This window comes from Maridesulfovibrio ferrireducens, assembly GCF_016342405.1.
Taxonomy (GTDB): domain Bacteria; phylum Desulfobacterota; class Desulfovibrionia; order Desulfovibrionales; family Desulfovibrionaceae; genus Maridesulfovibrio; species Maridesulfovibrio ferrireducens_A.
Genome location: NZ_JAEINN010000009.1, coordinates 111,615 through 134,500 on the forward strand (window position 1 = coordinate 111,615; position 22,886 = coordinate 134,500).

The 22,886-nt window shown below is 44.6% G+C and carries 23 protein-coding genes; 6 read left to right on the forward strand and 17 right to left on the reverse strand.

The features are described 5' to 3' along the window. Window positions 1-7: 7 nt before the first annotated feature. The 12 genes from atpD to JEY82_RS11455 all read right to left on the reverse strand — a co-directional run bounded on the left by atpD (window position 8) and on the right by JEY82_RS11455 (window position 11,430). Window positions 8-1,411, reverse strand: a complete 1,404-nt coding sequence (gene atpD, locus JEY82_RS11400; protein WP_304085516.1) for a F0F1 ATP synthase subunit beta — start codon at window positions 1,409-1,411, stop codon at window positions 8-10. Between the two features lie 17 nt (window positions 1,412-1,428). Next, complete coding sequence (locus JEY82_RS11405; protein WP_304085518.1) at window positions 1,429-2,307, reverse strand: F0F1 ATP synthase subunit gamma; 879 nt, start codon at window positions 2,305-2,307, stop codon at window positions 1,429-1,431. A 15-nt stretch (window positions 2,308-2,322) separates the two neighbouring features. Next, window positions 2,323-3,831 (reverse strand): F0F1 ATP synthase subunit alpha, encoded by a 1,509-nt coding sequence (gene atpA / locus JEY82_RS11410; protein ID WP_304085520.1) that lies wholly within the window; start codon window positions 3,829-3,831, stop codon window positions 2,323-2,325. Between the two features lie 4 nt (window positions 3,832-3,835). After that, entirely contained in the window at window positions 3,836-4,387 is a 552-nt protein-coding gene (locus tag JEY82_RS11415) for a F0F1 ATP synthase subunit delta (protein WP_092158545.1), read from the reverse strand. After that, the gene (locus tag JEY82_RS11420) at window positions 4,384-4,941 is read right to left on the reverse strand and encodes an ATP synthase F0 subunit B (RefSeq protein ID WP_092158543.1); all 558 of its coding nucleotides are present in this window, start codon (window positions 4,939-4,941) and stop codon (window positions 4,384-4,386) included. The genes JEY82_RS11415 and JEY82_RS11420 overlap by 4 nt, the downstream gene beginning before the upstream one ends. A gap of 45 nt (window positions 4,942-4,986) precedes the next feature. Continuing rightward, window positions 4,987-5,403, reverse strand: coding sequence for an ATP synthase F0 subunit B (locus JEY82_RS11425; protein WP_304085522.1), 417 nt, complete (start codon window positions 5,401-5,403; stop codon window positions 4,987-4,989). 142 nt (window positions 5,404-5,545) lie between these two features. Beyond that, entirely contained in the window at window positions 5,546-5,914 is a 369-nt protein-coding gene (locus JEY82_RS11430) for a polymer-forming cytoskeletal protein (RefSeq protein ID WP_092158834.1), read from the reverse strand. Between the two features lie 49 nt (window positions 5,915-5,963). Further along, window positions 5,964-7,079, reverse strand: a complete 1,116-nt coding sequence (gene rodA / locus JEY82_RS11435) for a rod shape-determining protein RodA (protein ID WP_304085524.1) — start codon at window positions 7,077-7,079, stop codon at window positions 5,964-5,966. Continuing rightward, window positions 7,079-8,890, reverse strand: a complete 1,812-nt coding sequence (mrdA, locus tag JEY82_RS11440; RefSeq protein ID WP_304085526.1) for a penicillin-binding protein 2 — start codon at window positions 8,888-8,890, stop codon at window positions 7,079-7,081. The genes rodA and mrdA overlap by 1 nt, the downstream gene beginning before the upstream one ends. Then, window positions 8,874-9,338 carry a hypothetical protein gene (locus tag JEY82_RS11445; RefSeq protein WP_304085528.1) on the reverse strand — a complete coding sequence of 155 codons (465 nt, stop codon included), beginning with the start codon at window positions 9,336-9,338 and terminating at the stop codon, window positions 8,874-8,876. Before JEY82_RS11445 ends, mrdA begins: the two co-directional genes overlap by 17 nt. A 1-nt stretch (window position 9,339) precedes the next feature. Beyond that, window positions 9,340-10,185, reverse strand: coding sequence for a rod shape-determining protein MreC (gene mreC / locus JEY82_RS11450; RefSeq protein WP_304085530.1), 846 nt, complete (start codon window positions 10,183-10,185; stop codon window positions 9,340-9,342). 204 nt (window positions 10,186-10,389) lie between these two features. Then, the gene (locus JEY82_RS11455; protein WP_092158530.1) at window positions 10,390-11,430 is read right to left on the reverse strand and encodes a rod shape-determining protein; all 1,041 of its coding nucleotides are present in this window, start codon (window positions 11,428-11,430) and stop codon (window positions 10,390-10,392) included. A 232-nt stretch (window positions 11,431-11,662) separates the two neighbouring features. Between JEY82_RS11455 and JEY82_RS11460 the strand changes: the two genes are divergently transcribed. Further along, window positions 11,663-12,637 (forward strand): TIGR01212 family radical SAM protein, encoded by a 975-nt coding sequence (locus JEY82_RS11460; protein ID WP_304085533.1) that lies wholly within the window; start codon window positions 11,663-11,665, stop codon window positions 12,635-12,637. A 64-nt stretch (window positions 12,638-12,701) separates the two neighbouring features. Here JEY82_RS11460 and pstA read toward each other — a convergent pair whose 3' ends face one another. The 3 genes from pstA to JEY82_RS11475 all read right to left on the reverse strand — a co-directional run bounded on the left by pstA (window position 12,702) and on the right by JEY82_RS11475 (window position 16,005). Beyond that, window positions 12,702-13,580, reverse strand: coding sequence for a phosphate ABC transporter permease PstA (gene pstA / locus JEY82_RS11465; protein WP_304085608.1), 879 nt, complete (start codon window positions 13,578-13,580; stop codon window positions 12,702-12,704). Window positions 13,581-13,689: 109 nt separating this feature from the next. Further along, window positions 13,690-14,592, reverse strand: coding sequence for a phosphate ABC transporter permease subunit PstC (gene pstC, locus JEY82_RS11470; RefSeq protein ID WP_304085611.1), 903 nt, complete (start codon window positions 14,590-14,592; stop codon window positions 13,690-13,692). Between the two features lie 591 nt (window positions 14,593-15,183). Further along, on the reverse strand, window positions 15,184-16,005 hold the full coding sequence (locus JEY82_RS11475; protein ID WP_304085535.1) for a PstS family phosphate ABC transporter substrate-binding protein: 822 nt from the start codon (window positions 16,003-16,005) through the stop codon (window positions 15,184-15,186). 216 nt (window positions 16,006-16,221) lie between these two features. Between JEY82_RS11475 and JEY82_RS11480 the strand changes: the two genes are divergently transcribed. The 4 genes from JEY82_RS11480 (at window position 16,222) to JEY82_RS11495 (ending at window position 19,768) form a co-directional block, all read left to right on the forward strand. Then, a complete protein-coding gene (locus tag JEY82_RS11480; RefSeq protein ID WP_304085537.1) occupies window positions 16,222-17,574 on the forward strand; it encodes an NAD(P)/FAD-dependent oxidoreductase in 1,353 nt (450 codons plus the stop codon). 4 nt (window positions 17,575-17,578) lie between these two features. Next, window positions 17,579-18,655, forward strand: coding sequence for a Xaa-Pro peptidase family protein (locus tag JEY82_RS11485; RefSeq protein WP_304085538.1), 1,077 nt, complete (start codon window positions 17,579-17,581; stop codon window positions 18,653-18,655). 75 nt (window positions 18,656-18,730) lie between these two features. Beyond that, window positions 18,731-19,009 carry a DUF4911 domain-containing protein gene (locus tag JEY82_RS11490; protein ID WP_304085540.1) on the forward strand — a complete coding sequence of 93 codons (279 nt, stop codon included), beginning with the start codon at window positions 18,731-18,733 and terminating at the stop codon, window positions 19,007-19,009. Window positions 19,010-19,150: 141 nt separating this feature from the next. After that, window positions 19,151-19,768, forward strand: a complete 618-nt coding sequence (locus JEY82_RS11495) for a TetR/AcrR family transcriptional regulator (RefSeq protein WP_304085542.1) — start codon at window positions 19,151-19,153, stop codon at window positions 19,766-19,768. A gap of 2 nt (window positions 19,769-19,770) precedes the next feature. Here JEY82_RS11495 and murI read toward each other — a convergent pair whose 3' ends face one another. Beyond that, window positions 19,771-20,601 (reverse strand): glutamate racemase, encoded by an 831-nt coding sequence (gene murI, locus JEY82_RS11500; RefSeq protein ID WP_304085544.1) that lies wholly within the window; start codon window positions 20,599-20,601, stop codon window positions 19,771-19,773. Window positions 20,602-20,822: 221 nt separating this feature from the next. Here murI and JEY82_RS11505 point away from each other — a divergent pair, with 221 nt between their 5' ends. Continuing rightward, a complete protein-coding gene (locus JEY82_RS11505) occupies window positions 20,823-21,302 on the forward strand; it encodes an isoprenylcysteine carboxylmethyltransferase family protein (RefSeq protein ID WP_304085546.1) in 480 nt (159 codons plus the stop codon). A 7-nt stretch (window positions 21,303-21,309) separates the two neighbouring features. Here the strand turns inward: JEY82_RS11505 and JEY82_RS11510 are convergent, their stop codons facing one another. Beyond that, the gene (locus JEY82_RS11510) at window positions 21,310-22,836 is read right to left on the reverse strand and encodes a YifB family Mg chelatase-like AAA ATPase (RefSeq protein WP_304085548.1); all 1,527 of its coding nucleotides are present in this window, start codon (window positions 22,834-22,836) and stop codon (window positions 21,310-21,312) included. Window positions 22,837-22,886: the final 50 nt, after the last annotated feature.

Genomic DNA, 22,886 nt, shown 5'->3' on the forward strand with positions numbered 1-22,886 from the left:
TCCTATGCTATTTGTTTTTCTCTTTTTCGATGGCTTCTTCAATTCCGCCAACCATGTAGAAAGAGTTTTCAGCCATATCATCGTATTCGCCGTCAAGGATTCCTCTGAATGCTTTAACAGATTCCTCGAGCTTTACGTAAACGCCGGGGGTACCGGTGAAAACTTCAGCAACGTGGAAAGGCTGAGAAAGGAAACGCTGGATGCGACGAGCACGGGCAACAGTCTGCTTATCTTCATCTGACAATTCATCCATTCCGAGAATGGCGATGATGTCCTGAAGATCTTTGTATTTCTGCAGAACCATCTGAACTTCACGAGCAGTATTGTAATGTTCGGCACCAAGGATATTGGGGTCGAGAATACGTGATGTGGAGTCAAGAGGGTCAACAGCAGGGTAAATACCAAGCTCTGCAATCTGGCGGGAAAGAACGAGAGTTCCATCAAGATGAGAGAAGGTTGTTGCTGGTGCGGGGTCAGTAAGGTCATCAGCAGGTACGTATACAGCCTGAACAGAGGTAATAGAACCTTTAGTCGTGGAAGTAATACGTTCCTGAAGTCCACCAAGGTCAGTTCCCAGAGTAGGCTGGTAACCAACAGCGGAAGGCATACGTCCGAGAAGTGCGGAGACTTCGGAACCAGCCTGTGTGAAGCGGAAGATATTATCAACGAACAGAAGAACGTCTTCACCTTCAACATCACGGAAGTATTCAGCGATGGTAAGTGCAGTCAGAGCAACACGAGCACGTGCCCCTGGAGGTTCATTCATCTGTCCGTATACGAGAGCTGATTTCTCAAGAACACCAGCGTCTTTCATTTCGTGATAGAGGTCATTACCTTCACGGGTACGTTCACCAACACCAGCGAAGCAAGATTTACCACCGTGCTGTTTCGCAATGTTGTTAATCATTTCCATGAGAATAACGGTTTTACCAACACCAGCTCCGCCGAAGAGACCCATTTTTCCGCCCTTGGGGAAGGGAACGAGAAGGTCAACAACTTTGATACCGGTTTCAAGCAATTCAACTTTAGTTGAAAGCTCAGTAAATGCAGGAGCTGCACGATGAATTGGCATAACCTTGTCAGATGCGATCGGGCCAAGTTCATCCACTGGGCGACCAACAACGTTCAGGATACGACCAAGTACTGCATCACCAACAGGAACGGTGATTGCGATACCTAAAGCATTAACATCCATGCCGCGAACAAGACCTTCGGTAGCGTCCATAGCAATGGTACGAACAACATTGTTACCAAGATGCTGCGCGACTTCACAAATGAGGTCAGGAGCATCGGAGTTGTTCGGGTTGTCAATCTGTACAGCAGTCAGAATGTTGGGCAATTGCCCTTCAGGGAATTCGACGTCAACAACGGCGCCGATAACCTGAACAATTTTACCTATAATTTTACTCATCCGAGTAACCCCCTATATTATCCTTTCAGCGCTTCTGCGCCGCCGACAATGTCCATAAGATCCGCGGTAATAGCGGCCTGCCTAGTTTTATTATAAAGCAAGGTCAATGATTCAGCCATGTCGTCGCATGCTCTGGATGCATTATCCATAGCAGCCATACGTGCAGCATGTTCGCTGGTAGACGTATCAAGTAGACCGCGGTAGACCTGAACTTTCACAAAACGGGGCAGAAGCTCCGCGAGAAGACCTTCAACAGAAGGTTCATAAATGTAATCGCCAGAAGATGTAGACTCAATTTCGTCTGCTGCAACATCCGAAGACATGGGCAGAACTTTAAGTCTTGTAGGCACCTGAGAAGCGACACTTACAAACTTTCCATAAACAAGGTAAACTTCATCCAGTTCTTCAGCAAGGTAGGCATCAATTACTTTGTTGCCTATAGAGATCGCGAGATTAAAATCGAATGAGCCCATTTCATCAGCATATGATTCAACGATTTCATGTTCGGTTTTATTAGCAGCTGCGCGCCCTTTTTTACCAATGCAGTAGAACTTTACAGTTTTACCTTCAGCCTTCTTTTCTGCGGCCAATTTCAGGGCCGAGTTTATCATATTCGTATTAAAACTACCGCAAAGTCCGCGATCAGACGTAATAAGCATAATGCCTACAGTCTTGATCTCTTCATGGACTTCAAGCAGAGGGTGGACACTAGAATCCGCTCCGGCTGCTAAATCACCAAGCATTTCATAGAACTTATCTGCGTAAGGGCGGAAGCGGTCAATTCTGGACTGAGCGCCACGCAGCTTAGCCGACGCGACCATGTTCATCGCTTTGGTAATCTGCTTAGTCTTTTTAATACTGACTATTTGATTCTGGACATCCTTAAGAGAAGCCATCAGTACCTCCCAGGATTAAGCTGTGAAACCTTTTTTAAACTCTTCAAGAGCGGCCTTCAGCTTACCTTCGATCTCGTCATCAAGAGCCTGCTTAGTCTTAATGCCTTCCATAATTTCAGGCTTGGCACTGGCGATGAATTCGAGAAGTTCTTCTTCGAACTTACGAACAGCAGAAACAGGAATTTCATCCATGTGGCCGCGAGTTCCGGCGTACAAGGAGATAACCTGCTGCATGACGTTCATAGGTTTGAACTGAGACTGCTTAAGAAGCTCAACCAAACGAGCACCACGATTCAGCTTCTGCTGAGTCGCTTTGTCAAGGTCGGAACCGAATGCAGCAAAAGCTGCGAGTTCACGATACTGAGCAAGGTCAAGACGGAGTGTACCGGCAACCTGCTTCATAGCCTTGATCTGAGCTGCACCACCAACACGGGAAACGGACAGACCTACGTTAATAGCTGGACGTACACCGGCGTTGAAAAGATTTGGCTCGAGATAAACCTGACCATCAGTAATAGAAATAACGTTGGTCGGGATGTATGCGGAAACGTCACCAGCCTGAGTTTCAATGATCGGCAATGCGGTCAATGAACCGGCTCCGAGGCTATCGTTAACTTTACAAGAACGCTCGAGGAGACGTGAATGTAAATAGAAAACATCACCAGGGAAAGCTTCACGGCCTGGAGGACGACGAAGCAGGAGGGACATCTGTCTGTATGCAACAGCCTGTTTGGAAAGGTCATCATAAGCGATCAGAGCGTGATTACCACCGTCACGGTAGTATTCAGCCATGGTAGCACCTGTGTATGCAGAAATGAACTGCAAAGGAGCTGGCTCAGAAGCTGTTGCAGAAATGATTGTGGTGTATTCCATTGCGCCGTGTTTACGGAGAATGTCAGCAACAAGAGCAACCGCTGCTTTCTTCTGTCCGATAGCTACGTAGAAACAATGAATACCGGAATCTTTCTGTGCGAGGATAGCATCAAGACAAACTGCGGTCTTACCGACCTGACGGTCACCAATGATGAGTTCGCGCTGTCCACGTCCAACTGGAGTCATTGCATCGATAGCCTTGAGGCCTGTGTACATTGGCTGATGTACAGATTTACGAGCGATGATACCGGGAGCTTTAAGCTCAACAGGACGAGTTTCAGTAGATTCGATTGGTCCGAGTCCATCAATTGGCTGACCGAGTGGGTTAACAACACGACCCATAACAGCCGGTCCAACTGGAACGGAGAAAAGCTTGCCAGTACGTTTTACTGGGTCGCCCTCTTTAATGCCGGTATCATCGCCCAAGAGAGCGACACCGACGTTATCTTCTTCAAGGTTGAGAACCATGCCCATGAGGCCGCCAGGAAACTCGAGGAGTTCCATAGCCATTGCGTTCTCAACACCGTGTACACGAGCGATACCGTCACCAACCAAAAGAACGGTACCTGTTTCGCTCATTTCGACCTTAGACTCATAATTTTGAATCTGATCTTCAATGATTTTGCTGATTTCTTCCGCTTTAATCTGCATGGCCCTACACACCCCTTTTAATCTGTTCTTTCATCATTTGCAGCTGTGCGCGAATGCTTGCATCAAGAACTTTATCTCCAACCTGAAGAACCACACCGCCAAGGATATCGTTATTCATCGCAAACTCAAGTTCGAGCTTACTCTTAAGTTGATCTTCGAGACGTTCTTTAATTTCAACCTGACGTTTTTGAGTCAGTTTAATAGCAGTCACGAGTTTACCCCGGACGACACCCTGGATAGCGTCCAGCATTCCTGAATAGTCACTTGCTATTTCAGGAAGGCAGTCGAGTCTACCCTTGTCGGCCAAAAGGTTGCAAAAGTTTTTAACCACAGGTCCTGCCGAAGTCTTTTCCAGCAGTTTATCAAGTACGGATTTTTTTTCTTCCGCACTGAAAACAGGATTCTGAAAGAGCCTCAGGGCCTCCGGGGAATCTTCCAGGATCTGGGACAACTCGGTCAGTGCCTTACCATACGCCGCGAGGTCTGCTTCTCCCTGCTTCTGGCCAACAGAGAACAGCGCCTTAGCGTATCTGCGCGAGACTATGTTCCCGGTCAATTGAGCACCACCTTTGTTAAGTATTCATCCACAAGATTCTCATGCTGAGCTTTTGTTAATTTGCTCTTGACGATTTTCTCAGCTGCTTCGATGACTTTATCAGCCATTTCTGCACGCATTTCGTCGAGGGCAATCACAAATTCCTGCTCAGCGGAGACTTTCGCCTGAGCTTTTAACTGCTCAGCGCTCTGCTCTGCCTTCTGGATAATCGCCGCTTTCATGGATTCGCCCTGGTCTCTGGCTTCGGCAAGGATTGCATCCTTTTCCTGTTCCAGATTTGCAATACTCTTTTCTACGTCAAGCAGCTTCTTCTCTGCAGCTTCCTTACGGGCCTGCAAATCGTTAAGCTCCTGCCTGATACCGGCCTGACGCCCTTTAAAGAGTCCGGCAATTTTTTCGCCGGCAAACTTGTAAAGAATTCCAAGAACCAAAATCAGGTTGATAACGCGCCAAGTAAAGTTCATCCAGGGAATCTCATGTTCCCCCGCTCCACCACTGGCACAGGCTGCGCCTGCTACCAACAATGCAGTAAGAGTGGCAATTGCCATGATCATGTGTTTCCGCTTCAAGGCTAAACCCCCCTTCGATATTGATTAGGCCTAGCCAAGAACCTTGGCTGTAACCTTCTGAGCAAAAGCTTCGATCTCACCATCAAGAACTTTCAAGGCCGCACCTTTTTCAGATGCAACTTCTGCGCGGGCTTCTTTCAAGGTTACAGCTGCAACCTTACCTGCCGCAGAAAGTAATGCCTGCTCTTCTTTGGCACCCTGTTCTTTAAAGTCGTTCCGAATGTCCATACCCTCTCTACGGGTACCATCCAAAGCGACTTCGTAGTCTTTGACCTTCGAATTCGCCGAATTTGTGAAATTTTCTACCTTAGAAAGTTGGTCACTCATAAGCTCAGAGCGTTTTCTAATAATTTCACGAATCGGACGAAACATAAGAAGGTTGAGAACAAGAAGGGTGATGATGAAGTTTGCTAACTGAATAAAAAAGCTAATATCTAAATCAATCATGCCTGCTCCCGAAAAGGTTGTGAATTTTTGTCCAAAGTCAGTGGCCCTTTAGCTAATTTTAGAGGTCGTGTCAAAGGGTTTTTCGATTTGAACTGGTTACTCTTACCCCTTCAAGCCCCGTAAATACTGGCTTGTTAAAAAATTAACTAATTTCTTCGGTTTCAGTTTCAACCGCCTCAACTCCGGTTGAACTCATAGTAACGCGCCCCTCCAAAACTGCACCTTCCTCCACAACAAGAACCGGCGTCACCAGATCTCCTTGAAGGTTGGCTGTCTTGTGGAGTACCGCTTTATCACGAGCATAAACTTCACCGGTAACTTTGCCACTCAGCACAAGCTGACCAATCCTCAAAACACCTTCAACCCGGGCATCTTTACCAACGACCAGTGTCCCTTCGGACTCAACTTCACCGCTGAAGTTCCCGTCGATTCGCACAGCGCCCTGAAAACTCAGCTTCCCGTGATAATCTGTTCCGCTGCCTAGAAAAGCATTTATTTCGTCTCTTGCCATTTGTGCTCCTTTTCCCCCTGCGCCGATTTTAGAAAACCCAAACATGCGGCTACCCCTGTTTAAATACGTAACGTCTCATAGAAACGTTTAAAACGAGTCCAATAAGACAAAAATTGACCACAGTGGCACTGCCACCATAGCTGATAAATGGTAGAGGGATGCCTACTACCGGCATTAATCCGAGGACCATACCCATATTGATAAGGATTTGCCAGAAGAAATAGAAGAACACGCCCGCCGCAAGATAGCTTCCAAACAAATCTTTAGCATCTCTTGCGGTTACAACCATTTGATATAAAAAAACACAGAAAATACTAAGCAAAGACATCGCTCCGACAAAACCCCATTCCTCTCCGAAAACAGCAATAGCAAAGTCAGTATGTTTCTCCGGTAAAAATCTTAACTGACTTTGAGTTCCACCGAGAAAACCTTTTCCCCAGAGTCTTCCAGAACCTATCGCTATTTCAGACTGGATAATATGATAACCGGCTCCGAGCGGATCACTTGCAGGATTCATAAAAGAGATAACCCGTCTCTTTTGATAATCATGCATAAAAAGCCACCCAAGAGGAATAAGACAGGGAATCGCAACGGCCATTGTCTTGAAAACTTTGGAAGTAAGCCCTCTGTAGAGAATCATTCCGCCCAGAATCAACAGAACATTAAGCCCGGACCCGAGATCCGGCTGCAAAATAATCATTCCCGCCGGAAGAAGCCCCACTACAAATACATATCCCAATTTCATGAAGCCGAGCGGCTCAAAATCTCTTGATAAAATTCTCGCTCCAATCACCAGAATAGTAATTTTAGCAAGTTCGCTCGGCTGAAAATTAAAAAATCCCAGATCAATCCATCTACGTGCACCGTAAATAGTTTTCCCCGCAAAAGGAACTGCTAGCAGAAGCAACACTGTAACCCAGAACAGAGGCCATGCTATAGTCTTTAAATGCCTGTAATCAAAGAGCATGAAGGTTAACATGCCGCCGAACCCCATAAGCCCCCAGATGAGCTGTTTTTGATAAAAGGAATTGACACTCATGCCGTCTTCCATTCTGAATCCGCTGGCTGAATAAAGATTCATCACGCCAAGAAAAAACAGTAATGCAGCGAGCCCCAGCAAAAACCAGTTCATATGGATGAGCAGTCTTCTGTCAATCGGTGACATTAATTTCCCACCCCTTCGTCTTTCGGTTGTTCGGCATAAAGATATTTATAAAGAGCTTTTACCACAGGACCGGCTCCTGATCCCCCGTGCAATCCGTGTTCTATCATGCAGATGATCACATAACGCTGGTCATCCCTTTCAGCAAAACTAGCCATCCATGCATGATCTCTATATTTGTAAGGAATATCTTCATCTTTCATTTTTTTCAGCTCGTCAGTAAGCTTAACGACCTGTGCGGTCCCCGTCTTACCACCCACAACAACGCCCTTCATTCTGAGCCTTCTTGCTGTACCACGAGGACCGTCAACAGTTTCAATCATTGCTTTTCTAATGATTTTCAACTGTTCCTCTGTCATAGGTATCCGCCCCTGCTCTTCAGCCGGTTCCCCCGCCAAAAGCTGTGGACGAAGCAGTCTGCCGCCGTTGATGATTGAAGATAGGAATCTCGCAACCTGCAAAGGAGAAGTAAGGGTATATCCCTGACCTATCGCCAAGTTCAAATTTTCACCAGGATGCCAAATCTCACCGAATCGCTTTCGTTTCCACGCACGAGTTGGAATCAACCCCGGCTTTTCATGAGGCAGTGAGATACCTGTCAGCTCACCGAACCCTGCTTTCTTTGCAAAGTCACTGATCCGGTCAACACCAAGTTTCATACCAAGTTTATAAAAATAAACATCGCATGACTGAACCAAAGCATCTTCTAGATTAACGTCACCGTGACCACCCCTTCTCCAGCAACGAAAAGTATATTTACCAAGCTTAACATACCCGGGACAATAAACTGTATCCTTCGGATTAATCATATTGTAGTGAAGTCCACATGCGGCCACTGCTATTTTGAAAACTGAACCTGGAGGATAAACACTTTGAATAACACGATTTTGCAACGGGTGCATAGGATCATCCCGCAACTCAGCCCATTCTTTCTGACTAAGTCCCGAGGTGAAGGAATTATTATCGTATGAAGGAGAACTTACAAAAGCCAGTATCTGCCCGTTGTCCGGGTTCATGACCACTACAGCCCCGGCTTTTCCTTTGAGAAGCTTTCCGCCCAACTCCTGAAGCCCTAAATCAATGGAAAGATCTATATCTTCACCGGCAACAGGGGGACTTAAAATTCTCTCTTTAAGCCGCCTTCCTGTGGCGTCAACTTCGAGCTGTCTTCGTCCCTTTACACCGCGAAATCTTTTTTCAAGTACAGATTCAAGCCCCTGCTTGCCCACAAAATCTCCCACAGCAAGGTCTTCGTCAGCTTCAAGTTCATCTTCTCCGGATTCTGCAACATAGCCGAGGACATGAGACAAGAGTGGGCCTTGCAGGTATTGCCTTCTAGGACGCACAACAACCTCAAGACCGGGCCAATGCAATGCATTCGCCTCAATCATGGCCACCTGCTTAAAAGTAAGGTTAGGAGCTAAAATCAGTGGTTCAAACGGCTTTACGCGTTTGCGGGATTTCTTGAAAGTTTCTTTGAGCTTTGAAAGATCTTCACCTGTCCACTCAGAAACAGTTTTAAGTGTTGCCTCTAAGTCTTTACAGTCTTCACGCACAAGACCCAAAGCATAAGCAGGTTCATTTAAAGACAAAAGCTTACCAGTACGATCTCTGATCAGCCCACGTGGAGCATACAGCCTATCCTGTCTGAGCTGATTATTTTTCGCCTGCTCTGCAAAATAAGCTCCTTTATGAATCTGCAAAAACCAAAATCTAAGCGCAAAAACACAAAAAAGCAGGAGTATAAGCCCCTGCAGTAACAGCAATCCCGTTTTCGGAGGCTGCTGAGATTTTGCTTCATACAGTGAACTCATGCTTCAACCGTTCCGGATAGATATATTTTAAAAAAAGCCACTCTAGCGGGAATATAATAAATTGCAAAATTCCTTCAAAAAGATAGCGGTCAGAAGCCCAGTTCATATCCGCAAGCATCGCCATCATTCCTGTAAGAAGCGGGTGCAGAACGCCTAATCCTGCGCCGCAAAGGAGAGCAAACATAAAACTCTGCACATCAAAGAACATGGCTCCGCAACGATAAACAACATAGATGGAAGAATACCAGAGAAGAGAGTAACCGAAAGGCAGACCGCCTGCCCCTTCCTGTATTAAAGACCACACAAGAATCAACCAGAAAAATAAAGTTTTCTTTTCCATCTGAATACAAAGCAAAAGACCCGGAGCGAGAAAATCTACCCCGGGCACAATTCTCTGTGCCCAGATTCCGACAACCGTAAAAGCCGCCCACCAAAAAAAAGAAAACATACTAATTCCCTTCCGGTGAAGTTGAATTATCCGCAACATTTCTATGAAGCAGAAGAACTTCTTCTGTATTCTCCATATCAACCAGCGGAACAGCTTCAACCTTAAGGAATAATGAAATATCAGACCGTTCAACTGATACGACTTTTGCAATAGGAAGTCCGGGAGGATAAAGCCCAGCCAGACCAGATGTAACAAGGATTTCTCCCTCTGAAACAGGAGCATTAAGCTTCATGTACTTTACATTCAGAGTTTCACTTTCCCCACTGCCCACCAGCAAACCGGTAGATCTGTGAAGTTGCCCTCTGACTGAAATTCTGCTGTTAAGATCAGTGATCAACAAAGCTTTAGAGGAGGAAAGGCCGGGCTGTACAACTCTGCCTACGACCCCGAGAGGCGTCAGCACAGGAGTGTCGGCAACTACGCCGGAGATAGCACCCTTACTCAGTATAATAGAATCCAGAGCGGCAGAAGGGCCCATTCTATGGGCAATGACTCTTGCTCCGTCGACGTACCAACCCTCTTCCGGTGAAAATTTGAGTAGTTCCTGAAACCTTTCAGCTTCTTCAGCTTTTTCTCTAAGCGTCATAATTTCAAGACGCATTAAATTATTTTGAGAACTCAGCTGATCATTCTGCTCCTTCAACCCGACGAGATAAATATACCTGTCCCAGAAACCCACAGACCTGTCGAGAACCCATTCTCCGGGCCATAAGGACCACTTAACAATTTCAAGCCCTGTATAATCCGCTAAACGATCGAGTTGCCCTGATCGCAGATTCCACGAATAAAGGCTGAGGTAGATAAATAAGCCTACGATGATGGCTATAGCGGTACGCTTGAGCTTCAAACTAAATCCTCTAACTTACATAAAGGGATCGAACCAAACACATGACACTGTTTATTGAAAATTGATTAAGCAAAAAAAATTGCCGCCGACTGACACAGCACAGCATATTTCTAAGTGCATAGTTTTGACGAATTCACCACCGTCGAAACTATGCACTTAGCAAGAAAAAATGCACTCTCTGTTAATCCACCGCAAAAAATGAAGCTAATCGATTGTAACTTCTTTATAAATATCCAGATGCTCGAGAGCCTTTCCAGAACCGATAACTACAGCATTTAGAGGATTATCGACAACAGTAATAGGAAGGTGAGTTTCCTGACTGAGCAGTTGATCTAAGCCCTTAAGCAAAGCTCCGCCGCCAGTCAGCACAATACCTCTATCAACTATGTCCGCAGCAAGCTCAGGAGGAGTCTGTTCCAAAGCAACACGAACTCCTTGAACAATACTGTCAACCTGTTCAGAAATAGCTTTTCTAATCTCTGCAGAAGTAATCAAAATATTCTGAGGTATTCCGGTCACAAGGTCACGACCTTTGACTTCCATTTCAATCTCTTCTTCAAGAGGAAATGCGGAACCTATTTTAATTTTGATACGCTCTGCGGTGCTTTCTCCGATCAACATGGAATACTTACGTTTTACATGCTGCATGATGGATTCATCCATCTTGTCTCCACCGACTCTTACAGAGCGGGCGTATACAATACCGGATAGAGAAATAACTGCTATTTCAGATGTTCCACCGCCGATATCAACTACCATATTGGAGGTAGGCTCGGTGATGGGAAGATCCGCTCCGATTGCTGCCGCCATGGGTTCTTCAATAAGATAAACCTCACGGGCTCCGGCACTCTGTGCGGACTCTTTAACAGCTCTCTTTTCAACCTGTGTTATGCCGGTAGGCACACAGATCATTATCCGGGGCCTAACCAGTCTACGGCTATTGTGGACTTTTGAAATGAAATGACGCAACATAGCTTCAGTTACTTCGAAGTCGGCGATAACACCGTCTTTCATTGGTCTGATCGCGACAATGTTACCGGGAGTTCTACCAAGCATTTTCTTGGCTTCCATCCCTACGGCGAGAACTTTACTTACGCCATTAACATCCCGCTTCACAGCGACAACCGAAGGTTCGCTGAGCATTACGCCTTTTCCCTTTACATAGACCAAGGTGTTTGCAGTACCAAGATCAATTGCAAGGTCATTGGAAAACGAGCCGAGTATCTTGTCAAATATAGATGCCATATTCTACTGGAAACTCCAAAAAAAATGTGATTCGAACGACGCCTCAGCAGACGCTAACTTTCCTTATATCAAAAGAAATTCCTCGGTAATAACTAGCAGAAGAAATTGCTACAGGCAACATATTACACCAATTACGCCAACCACTTCTTAACACTGTTAACACACTGTATATTTTGATATAAATAAAAAATAGTTTAATACACTGCCCCGATTCAGAATAAAAGGAGTCTTCATGTATCGTTTTTACGGGCTTGCTGCCCGACTAAGACAAAATTTCGGAAAAAGGGTCCAGAAAGTACCGCTGGACTTCGGATTTTCATGCCCCAATCGTGACGGAAATATTTCCACAAAAGGGTGTATTTTCTGCAACCCCCTCGGCTCTGGATCAGGCATGCACTCTCAGTCTACACCCATTCCTGAACAGTGGGATTTCTGGACGAAAAAATTTACCAGACTTTACAATGCAAAACTTTTTCTAGCCTACCTGCAATCCTACACCAACACGTATGGAACTTTGGAACAGGTAAAGTGCGCGTTTGATCAACTCCGGGATCTTCCCGGGCTTGCCGGCATATGTATAGGAACCCGTCCTGACTGCATTGATGCTGAAAAGCTCCAATTGATAAAAGATCTTAATCTGAAAGAAACATGGCTTGAACTGGGACTTCAAAGTTCAAATGATACAACTCTGGCTTTGATCAACAGAGGGCATGACGCAAAGTGTTTTGCTGACGCGGTTATACTTGCGGACTCATATGGAATCGAGGTCTGCGCACACGTTATCGCAGGATTGCCGGGAGAATCAAAGAAAGATTTCATTGCAACGGTTGAATTTATTAACAGTCTTCCTGTTTCCGGAATCAAACTTCATAATCTCTATATTAGTCAAGGCACTCCCTTGCAGGAAATGTATGACCGTGGGGAATTCACCCCTTTCTCCATGGAAGAATACCTTGATATGCTTGAAACTGCCGTATCCATTTTACGAACCGACATTGTTGTCCACAGACTGAATGCCGACCCTGCGCCGGGTGAACTGGTAGCGCCGGACTGGATTGAGCATAAAAGAAATGTTCAGAACGCGATTGATATGATGTTTGAAAACAACGATCTCTGGCAGGGTTGCGCAAGAGAGGACAGCCCGACGTCCCCACCGGAATGGTTTGGTCCTGACCACCTTCCACCCGGAAGAAAACGAAAAATATAAAGTTTAAAGCCCGTAACAAATTTATTTTGATACGGGCTTTCTTGCGAGACTAGGATGGAGAAAATTACCTAGCGAGCTTTTTCTGCATTCTAGCTCTGATATATATAGCCATCATATTCATACCCAGAACCAAAGTTATAAGGACAAGGGATGTTCCGTATTGAATATGTCTTGTTTTTTCAATTTCTGTTCCGGCTGTTGCCAGTACATATATATGATAGGGCAACGCCATTACATCATCAAAAAGAGATTCAGGCATTTCAGGGGTGAAAAAGACTGCGGCGGTAAACATAATCGCGGCAGTTTCCCCTGCGGCCCGTGAAAGCGTAAGAATTGCGCCAGTCAACATGCCGGGTAAAGCGGCGGGAAGAACAACCCTGTAAATGGTCTGCCATTTAGTAGCACCAAGCCCAAGCGAGGCTTCTCTATATGTTTGCGGAACAGAACGGAGAGCTTCCTCAGAAGCCCCGATAACAAGCGGTAAAGCCAGCGCCCCGAGCGTACATACTCCGGCCATAATGCTTACGCCCATTCCCATCACAGTTACAAATAACGACAAACCGAAAAGTCCGAACACAACTGAAGGAACTCCGGCAAGATTATTAATACCCAGTCTTAAAATCCGCACAAGTCTGGGTGATGTAGCGTATTCATTGAGATAAATTGCAGTGGCGATCCCCCAAGGCAATGCAACCATCAACGCTCCGTAACTGAGAACAATTGTTCCTACTATACATGGAAGGATTCCTCCCTCGGTCATTGAATTTCTGGGGTTTTCAGTCAAAAATTCCCAGCTCATTGCAGGCAATCCATAATATAGAACGAATCCACATATAATAAGTAAAGCCAGACCGTTAATAGCTGCGGCGGCTTTAAACAGCATGAAGACGACCTTCTGCACTTTCTCTCTCATGGAATAATTGCCTTGTTCAGGCTCCAGCATACCTTCACTTGCGACACACTCATTACCAAACATCAAATCAACCTGCTCTATAGTTTCAGCGGAGTTACTCATTATTATTCCCCGTTATTAAGTTTACTGACAGCTTCCACTAAAGAGTGGCTGAACCGACCTGCTTATATTTATGAGCGACATGATCGGCAATTAGATTGAAAACCATTGTGAACAAAAACAGCACCATACCGATGGCAAAAAGAGCATGGTAATGTTCACTGTGAAAAGGAGCTTCGCCCATTTCGGCCGCAATGGAAGCAGGCATCGGGCGTACCGGATCAAAAATAGAATTCGGAAGCATTCCCGCACCGCCCGCAACCATCAAAACAACCATGGTTTCCCCAATTGAACGGGCCATGCCCAGAATTATTCCTGTTGAAATACCCGACAATGATGCGGGAACCATAACTTTATAAATGCTCTGCCAGTGCGTAGCACCCAAAGCGAGTGATGCCTCTTTAAGTTCTGGAGGAACGGAATAAAGAGCGTCCTCTGAAATACTTGTGATAGTCGGAACAGCCATGAAAGCCAGCATCACCGAGGCATTGAAAAGATTAAGACCTACCGCAATATCAAAGGTTTCCTGTAAAAAAGGGGCTACAACTACCATCCCGAAAAAACCGATTACAACAGAAGGTAGAGCGGCCAGCATTTCAACTGCGGGTTTTACAATGTCACGCACCTTTGCAGGAGCAATCTCCGCAAGATAAATTGCGGTCATTACACCAAGCGGAATCGCGATGAGAGAGGATAACAAAGTAACCGCTCCGGACCCGACAATAAGCGGCCATATACCGAATGCGGCAGGTTCGTCAGTCGGGTACCATTCAACTCCGAAAATAAAATCTTTTACCGAAACAAAGTTGAACACCGGAAGCCCTTCAATGAATAAGAACGCCATAATCAGAAACAGAACGAGTATTGAAGTAAAAGCTGTTACCAGAAAAGCAGAATGGATTAACCGCTCTGTTGAACGACGACTTAATTTGAGAGCTTTCAAGATAAAAAGAACCACTCCTGCAAAACCGAGAATAGAACTGAAAAGATACCATCCTCCAGCCCTCGATGAAATCATGTTCTCAGTGCTTTGCTTGATGAATATAAACAGTTCGGCATCTGCACCGTTCTTGTTTTTATTCATCACAGCCCGGTCAGAGCGAACATATGCGTAAATTTTATTTAACTCTGAATTAAGCTCCCTGACTCTCAGTTCATTTTCAGCCTCAGATAAACTTAAATCTTCTGAACCTTCCGCCACTTCATGAACTGACAGCATCATGACTTTCTTAAGCCCTCCAACAGAGCTCATTGAGTAGTCTCCCCTTTTAGCCACTTTTTCAGTAGCAGAAATAAAAATCTGTTCGGCTTCGGTAGAGCTGGAAAGTTTATACGCATAAACACCGCTCATCACCGCAAAAATTATTAATAATAAACAGATATTTCGGGACGTAATCACGACTATTCCCCTGATATAAAATTTGAATTAAATATAAATTACGCAATTATGAATTGTAAGACCGACAAATACTCCGGGAGGAAAAGTTTCCCGGAGTATTTTTTTGAATTCACTAAATTCCAAGCTGAACGATTATTATTTTACTGGTATAAATCCAATTTCAGCAGCTTGATTCTGGCCTGCCGGGCTCATCATGTAATCGATAAGTCCCTTGGCTTCACCGGCAGGAGCACCGGGAGTGTAGATATTAAGACCGCGGGAAATGGGGTAGGATTTATCTTTTGCGGTTTGAACTGAAGGAATTACGCCGTTAACAGAAACACCTTTGAGTTCTTTATTAAGGTAAGCAAGACCGACATAACCGATTGCTTTTTTATTCTTGGAAACAGCCTGTGCAACTGCTCCGTTTGATGCTTGAAGAAGAGCTCCAGGGAACACGCGGCTTTTCAGTCCGGTAGCGCGCATGACTTTAGATTTCCAGCAATCATAAGTACCGGAAGAAGTGTCACGTGAAATTACAACAATCTGATCATCAGCGCCGCCAACTTCTTTCCAATTAGTAATTTTACCGGTGTAAATTCCGTGAAGCTGTTCAACGCTGAGTCCGGAAACGGGATTGGCCGGATTAACAACTGGAACGATGCAATCAAGCGCTACTATAAACTGAACAGGCTTGCGTCCGTTATCAATTGCTTTCTGAATTTCTGCGGGTTTCATGTCACGGGACATCATCGCGATATCAGTTGTTCCGTCGATAAGAGCTTTTGCGCCGTTACTTGATCCGCCACCTGAAATTGAAATTGATACATTAGGATTTGCAGCCATAAAAGTTTCAACAGATTTCTGCATCAATGGCAGAACAGTAGTAGAACCTTTAACTTGGATTGATCCTGCAAAAGCTGATCCTGTAAACGCCATTACCATCATTGCTACTAAGGCGATAATTCTAGATTTCATTTTTTTCCTCTGAATTTGGATTTTTGCAGACGCAGTTTCACCGTGTCCGTTTTTGTCGTTGAGATAGGGTCTATCTGAATTTGGTTACAAACCTGTGACAACAAAGAGAAAGGTAGGTTACAGAAGAATTTATATTCAATTTATCAAGTTTCTGATGCTGGCATACACCTTGCTTACTTCCCTTTAATTATCAAAACCTAAGGCGGAGTAATTTCATTGAAGATCAAATATGCCATAGTCGGCGCGGGTCCAACGGGACTAGGTGCGGCTAGAAGACTAAAAGAGCTGGGTGAAAAATCATTCATTGTACTGGAAAAAAATTCCCATGCAGGCGGACTTGCGTCCAGTTTCACCGATGAAAAAGGGTTCACTTGGGATATCGGCGGGCATGTGGTTTTTTCTCATTATGAATATTACGATCAACTGTTGTCTGAGATTCTGGTAGATGAATATTTAGAACATCTACGCGAATCATGGATAAGAGCCGCTAAAGCATGGGTTCCATACCCTTTTCAAAATAATATAAGGCACTTACCTAATCTTAAAAAATGGGAATGTGTTAGAGGACTTCTTCCCGGTGTACGGTCCGAAGAAGCTCCCTCAAACTTTTTTGAGTGGATTAACAATACCTTCGGTGAAGGCATCGCTAAACATTTTATGCTTCCATATAATTATAAGGTATGGGCTACGCCTCCTGAATTAATGTCATTTTCGTGGATTGGAGAAAGAGTAAGCGTTATTGATCTTAAAACAGTCATAAAAAATATTATCCTTGAACGGGATCAGCTTTCATGGGGGCCTAACAATAAATTTCGTTTCCCTCTGAAAGGCGGAACAGGGTCAATTTATCGTAAACTGGCAGAAACGGTGAGCAGTCATATTTTATACAACACCAATGTAGCTTCAATTGATCAGAAAAATAAAATTATTTACGATTCAAAGGGCAACTCATTTGAATATGAATATCTGTTAAGTACTGGACCGATTGATATTTTGATCAATAAATGGCTTGAAAAATCATCGAACACGCTTAGAAATGCAGCAGATATGCTTAAGCATAACAGCGTCATAGTCGTTGGAGTAGGTCTCTCTACATCAAAAAAAGATTCCCGGTGCTGGATGTATTTCCCTGAAGACGACAGTCCTTTTTACCGTGTCACCAATTTTCACAACTACTCACCCAACAACACCCCTATCCCCGGACAGGGACGGGCACTGATGTGTGAAGTTTCCTACTCAAATCATAAAAGAGTTGATCACAATCAAATAATTAAAAAAGTGGAAGATGGATTGATCAACACTGCGATGATTAATGAAGAAGACAGAAAAAATATTATATCCCGCTGGTCAATAAATGTGGATTACGGCTATCCCATACCTTGCCTGCAACGCGATGAAGCGTTAATGATTTTGCAGCCTGCACTTGAATCCATGGACATCTATTCCCGAGGCCGCTTCGGAGGCTGGAAATATGAAGTCTCAAACATGGACCACTCAGTAATGCAGGGTGTCGAATGGGCTGAGAGAATGATTAATGGACAGCCCGAAACCACTTACAGGATAAGCTAATCATATGACCATATCTGCCGCCACCTATGAAAAAAGGCGGGAAAATGTCCGTAAACGTCTTAATGATCGCGGACTGCCTCCTTTATTGGTAAATTTTGCTGCCAACCGTTATTATCTCAGTGGATTTGAACTTCACGACTCGCAGTGCAACGAAACTTCCGGATGGCTCATAATCTGCCCTGATGGAAAAGATTTTCTTCTGACTGACCCAAGATACTTTGATGCTGCGCGCAGAATCTGGAATGAAGATGATGTTTTCATTTATTCCGGGCGTAAATTTGATGCTCTTAAAGGGTTTTTCAAATCAAACTCTATTTCCAGTCTCGCTTACGATCCTAAATCGATAAATATTTTCGAACACGAAAAACTTACCGAACTTTGTGAACTTAAGCCTGTTTCAGGGCTGATTGAAGAACTTCGTCTGATTAAAGATGATGAAGAAATCCGTTTGATGGAAGAATCGTGTGCTCTTAACCATAAAGTATACGAACTTATTGAACCGAAACTTCAGGAAGGACGCACAGAAGCTGAAATATCATGGGAAATTGAACAGCTTTTCAGAAATAACGGAGCTTCCGGACTATCCTTCCCCTCCATTGTTGGTGTCGGCCCGAACGCAGCTCTTCCGCATGCATGCCCGGGTGATACAAAACTTCGCGAAGGTGAACTGATTCTCATCGATATGGGCTGCAGACTTGGCGATTATTGTTCCGACCAGACCAGAACTTTTTATATCGGGGACAACCCCTCTGAACGCTTTTTAACTGTGCGCTCACAGGTACAGGAAGCTCAGATGGCAGCAATTAACATTCTGCGCCCCGGCCTTCCGATTCAGCACGCCTACCACACAGCAAAAGCTGTTTTTGAAAAATACGGTGTAGATAAATACTTTACACATTCTCTCGGACATGGTGTTGGACTTGAAACCCATGAACAACCAAGCATCAGCCCGATCGCAAAAGGCGAGCTTAGGCCCGGTATGATTGTCACGGTCGAACCCGGCCTTTACTACCCTGATTGGGGTGGCATCCGTTGGGAACATATGGTCCTTATTACTGAAGACGGCCATAAAGTTCTATAATTATTGAGCAGGGTTCTTCGGAACCCTGCTCGTTTTGATCACCACAAACCGGTTAAATCCACTCTGAATAAAATTATGGCCCGTAAAAGAAAATCACGTCCGCGCCCTCTTCCGGCACCACCAAAGTATTCAAGTCGTATCTATGTTCAGATGGCTCCATCTGACATTGCAATTTTTAGATTTTTTCTGGAAGCAATGGAGAATCTAGCCCTTTTCACTGTCGCCGACAGATTCAAAGGAGTGCTGATGCTTCGCTACAGCGCCCATCAGGAACGTGAATTCTTTGAATTTATGAATGACCTAAAAGAGGAGATTGATATTAAAATCCTCCCCAATCCATCTACCCCTTCATAAGTCCCTTCCCTATTACTAAATAGTCCGTTGATTCTCTTTTAATTCAAAATATGAATACATCTTCATGTTTGTTGACAATATGAATATGAACTATTATTCATATATTGTAAGATTGAAAATCATTCAACAAAAGAGCAGACAATGCCAAGAGCTCCTGTACAAAGTAGAAGTAAGGAAAAGAAACGGAAAATCATCGTAGCAGGGATGAAACTATTCTCTGACAAAGGTTTTCATAAGACAAGCATCAATGAAATTGTCGAGAATGCCGATGTATCGGTAGGTTCATTTTATGGATATTTTAAAAACAAAAAAGATCTGTTGATTGAAGTTTCGCAGGCATACGGGAACAGTATAATAAAAGGGATATACGGAAACATTGCAGAGGATGCCCCTGTATTAAAAGACGGACATAGTATCATCAGATACATCGTAAGTTCAGCAAAGCAGGCACATACGTTATCAACTGAATTGCACAGAGAAATGCTGGCCCTAAAGAACCGTGAACCGGAAATGGCTAAGCTCGACAAAAGAATTACTCTATCGTTTCAAGAAGGAATTGAAACGATACTTGTAAACTGCGGCAACAGAATCAAAGTGAAAGATATAAATACAGCTGCAAAACTGGTTGCAGGCGCAATAGAAGAAACTATGCACCACTGTTTTTTAGAAAATTTGGAAGAAAATCCGGAACACATCTTCAACGAACTGACTGAAATGTGTGCAGGATATTTATTTCATCCGGAAAAACAGTCCGAGTAAGACTATAAATCTATAACCTTAACATCTTTCGGATCGATCTCAACACCAAGGAATGCACCACCGACCGCGGCAAACCTTTTCGCTGAATCAGTTGCAAGAAACGAAATATGACCGAGCTGAGTGGAACAATTGCCAAGCTTTGATTCAGCAAGAATATTTTTAACAGTTTTAGCCGTTGTTTCCGCAGAATCCACAAGCTTAATCTTCTTTCCGGCGACATTTGCGATAGCACCGCGAAGCACTGGAAAATGAGTACATCCAAGGACTAAAGTATCCGGCCCCTCGTCTCCAAATTTTGCAAACAGCGGTTCTAAATAGCGGGCTGCAATGGCCTCAACCAGTTCACCTTCAGTCCATCCCTCTTCCGCAAGACCTACAAACAAAGGGCACGGTTGTGCTATTATTTCAGCGTTTGGATGCATGCTGCAAATAGTTCTTTGATAGGCGCCACCGTTAACAGTATTTTCGGTCGCTATTACCGCAATTTTACCGTTCACACTTGCCAGACAAGCCGCCTCAGCACCGGGTTTTATGACTCCGATTACAGGCAATGGACTATACTTATCCGCAAGGCTTTTCAAAGAAACAGCAGAAGCCGTGTTACAGGCGATCACCAGCATCTTTATCCCTTCCGCAACCAGTGCATCACCGGCTTGCAGAGCATATTTGATTACAGAATCTGCACTCTTAGCACCGTAAGGAACCCTTGCGGTATCACCGAGATACAGAAAATTTTCGTGAGGCAGTAAATCCTGCAAAGCACGCAGAACGGTCAGCCCGCCGACTCCTGAATCAAAAACGCCTATAGGTAAATTACACTTATCAACTGACAACTTCGAAGCTCCTGAACCAATATTTAAAAAAGGATTTATTCTATGACCAAAACAACACGGCACTAATTAGTCTCTACGGGCATGGTAGTAAAGAATTTCTTAACGCCATTCAGGTTATTCTAATATTAACAAACCACTTTACGCATTTATGAAAAATTGAGAGTATAGACAAGTATAAATAATATTTAAGGATGTTTACAAACTTAAAATGGAGATATTTTATGGAAAAACAAAAAATTAACTATTATGGAGTAGGCCCTAAAATAATGAGACCAACCGTAGCCTACGGCATAGCTGCCACTTTACTGACTCTCTTTTACCCGAAACTTTTTCTAATGAATTTTATATCCGGCACAGCTTTTCATATCGCAGGCGGTATTTTTCTGGGGTTTGGAATAGCTTTTATTTTTATCTCAGGACCAGCCATGAAACGAGCGGTATCTTCGGGCAAATTAGAAACAACAGGAACTTTTGCAGTAGTTAGAAATCCGCTTTATTTTGCATGGATAGCTTTTATTTTTCCAGGAAGCGCCATAGCTTCGCAGGCTTGGCTGCTTTTTGGCATGTCCGCCATAGCATATTACAGATTCATAAAATTGATTCCGCAAGAAGAGGCGATGCTTGACGAAGCGTTCGGAGAAGAATTTCTCAAATACAAAAAGGCTGTTCCAGCTATCATTCCCTGCTTTAAGAATATTTGAGCTCTGCCTATTTACACCTGTCCATGCTCCGGTAATTGATTGCCTCCGCAAGATGCGGAACTTGAATCAATTCGTCCTCAGCAAGGTCGGCTATAGTGCGGGCGATTCGAAGTATACGGGTATAGGCTCTGGCTGAAAGCCCCAGACTGCGCACCGCCTGTTCAAGAAAGGTATGCTCTGCTTCTGTCAGTTTGCAAAACTTTTCGAGCGAAGAACCGGAAAGTTCACTATTGGTCAGGATATTTAAATCCTTATACCTTTCGGCCTGAATAACTCTGACTCGTTCAATATTTCCGCGCATTGTAGTTGAATCAACACCCTTGTTTCCGCGTAAATCTTTATAATCAACAGCTGGAACTTCTATTTGCAAATCAATGCGGTCCAGAAGCGGACCTGAAAGACGGGATGCGTAACGCTGCACCGCAACAGGAGTACAGGTGCATGCATGCCTTTCATCTGTGGCATAACCGCAAGGACATGGATTCATGGCCGCAACGAGCATAAAGTCAGCCGGATATGACAAAGACATAGCCGCACGAGAAATGGTCACTTCTCCGCCCTCAAGAGGCTGACGAAGGACTTCAAGCACATTCTTTTTAAACTCGGGAAGCTCATCCAGAAAAAGTACCCCGCGATGAGCAAGCGAAACTTCACCCGGTTTAGGGTATGCCCCGCCGCCGATCATGCCCGCGTCTGAAATGGTATGATGGGGCGAACGGAAAGGACGAATAACCATCAAAGCTTTCTCTCGGTCAAGCTGACCGGACACGCTGTAAATTTTAGTAACTTCGAGAGCTTCTTCAAAAACAAGAGGAGGAAGAACTGTAGGAATCCTCTGAGCAAGCATTGTTTTTCCGCTTCCGGGAGGTCCTATGAAAAGTATATTATGATTTCCGGCAGCGCCTATTTCAATTGCCCGTTTAGCATGTTCCTGCCCTTTCACCTCGGCAAAATCCAGCCCGAAATCCTGCCGCCCGGCCCAAAGCGTTGCAGTATCAACAACAGTGGGTTCCAGTACTTCTTCACTCAACAAAAATTTTACCAAATGCGAAAGAGAAGAAATTCCGTAGACATCCAATCCTTCAACTACTGCGGCTTCATGAGCATTCGCACTTCCGACAATAAGCCCTTTTGCACCTTTTTTGCGGGCTTCGAGGGCTAAAGACAACACCCCGTGCACAGGCTTTACCTCGCCACCCAGCGAAAGTTCACCTGCCAGAAACCAGCCTTCAAGCAGTTCCTGATCAATAATCCCCGCCGCACCAAGCAAAGCCACAGCCAAAGGCAGGTCATACGCCGAACCGGCTTTGCGGATATCCGCCGGAGCTAGATTTACAGTGATTCGTGAGGGAGGAAGACGGTATCCGCTATTCTTAAGGGCCGAAAAGACTCTCTCTTTACTTTCTTTAACAGCGCCTTCAGCAAGGCCTACCATAGTGAAAGCAGGCATACCCTGTCTGGCAAGGTCAACTTCAAGATCAACTTTAAAGGCATCAATACCCATCAGGGCGGCGCAGGCAACTTTTGCTATCAACGGAGAACTCCTTGAATTATAAGTCCCCCGTGAGTTATATACTCTCTGTT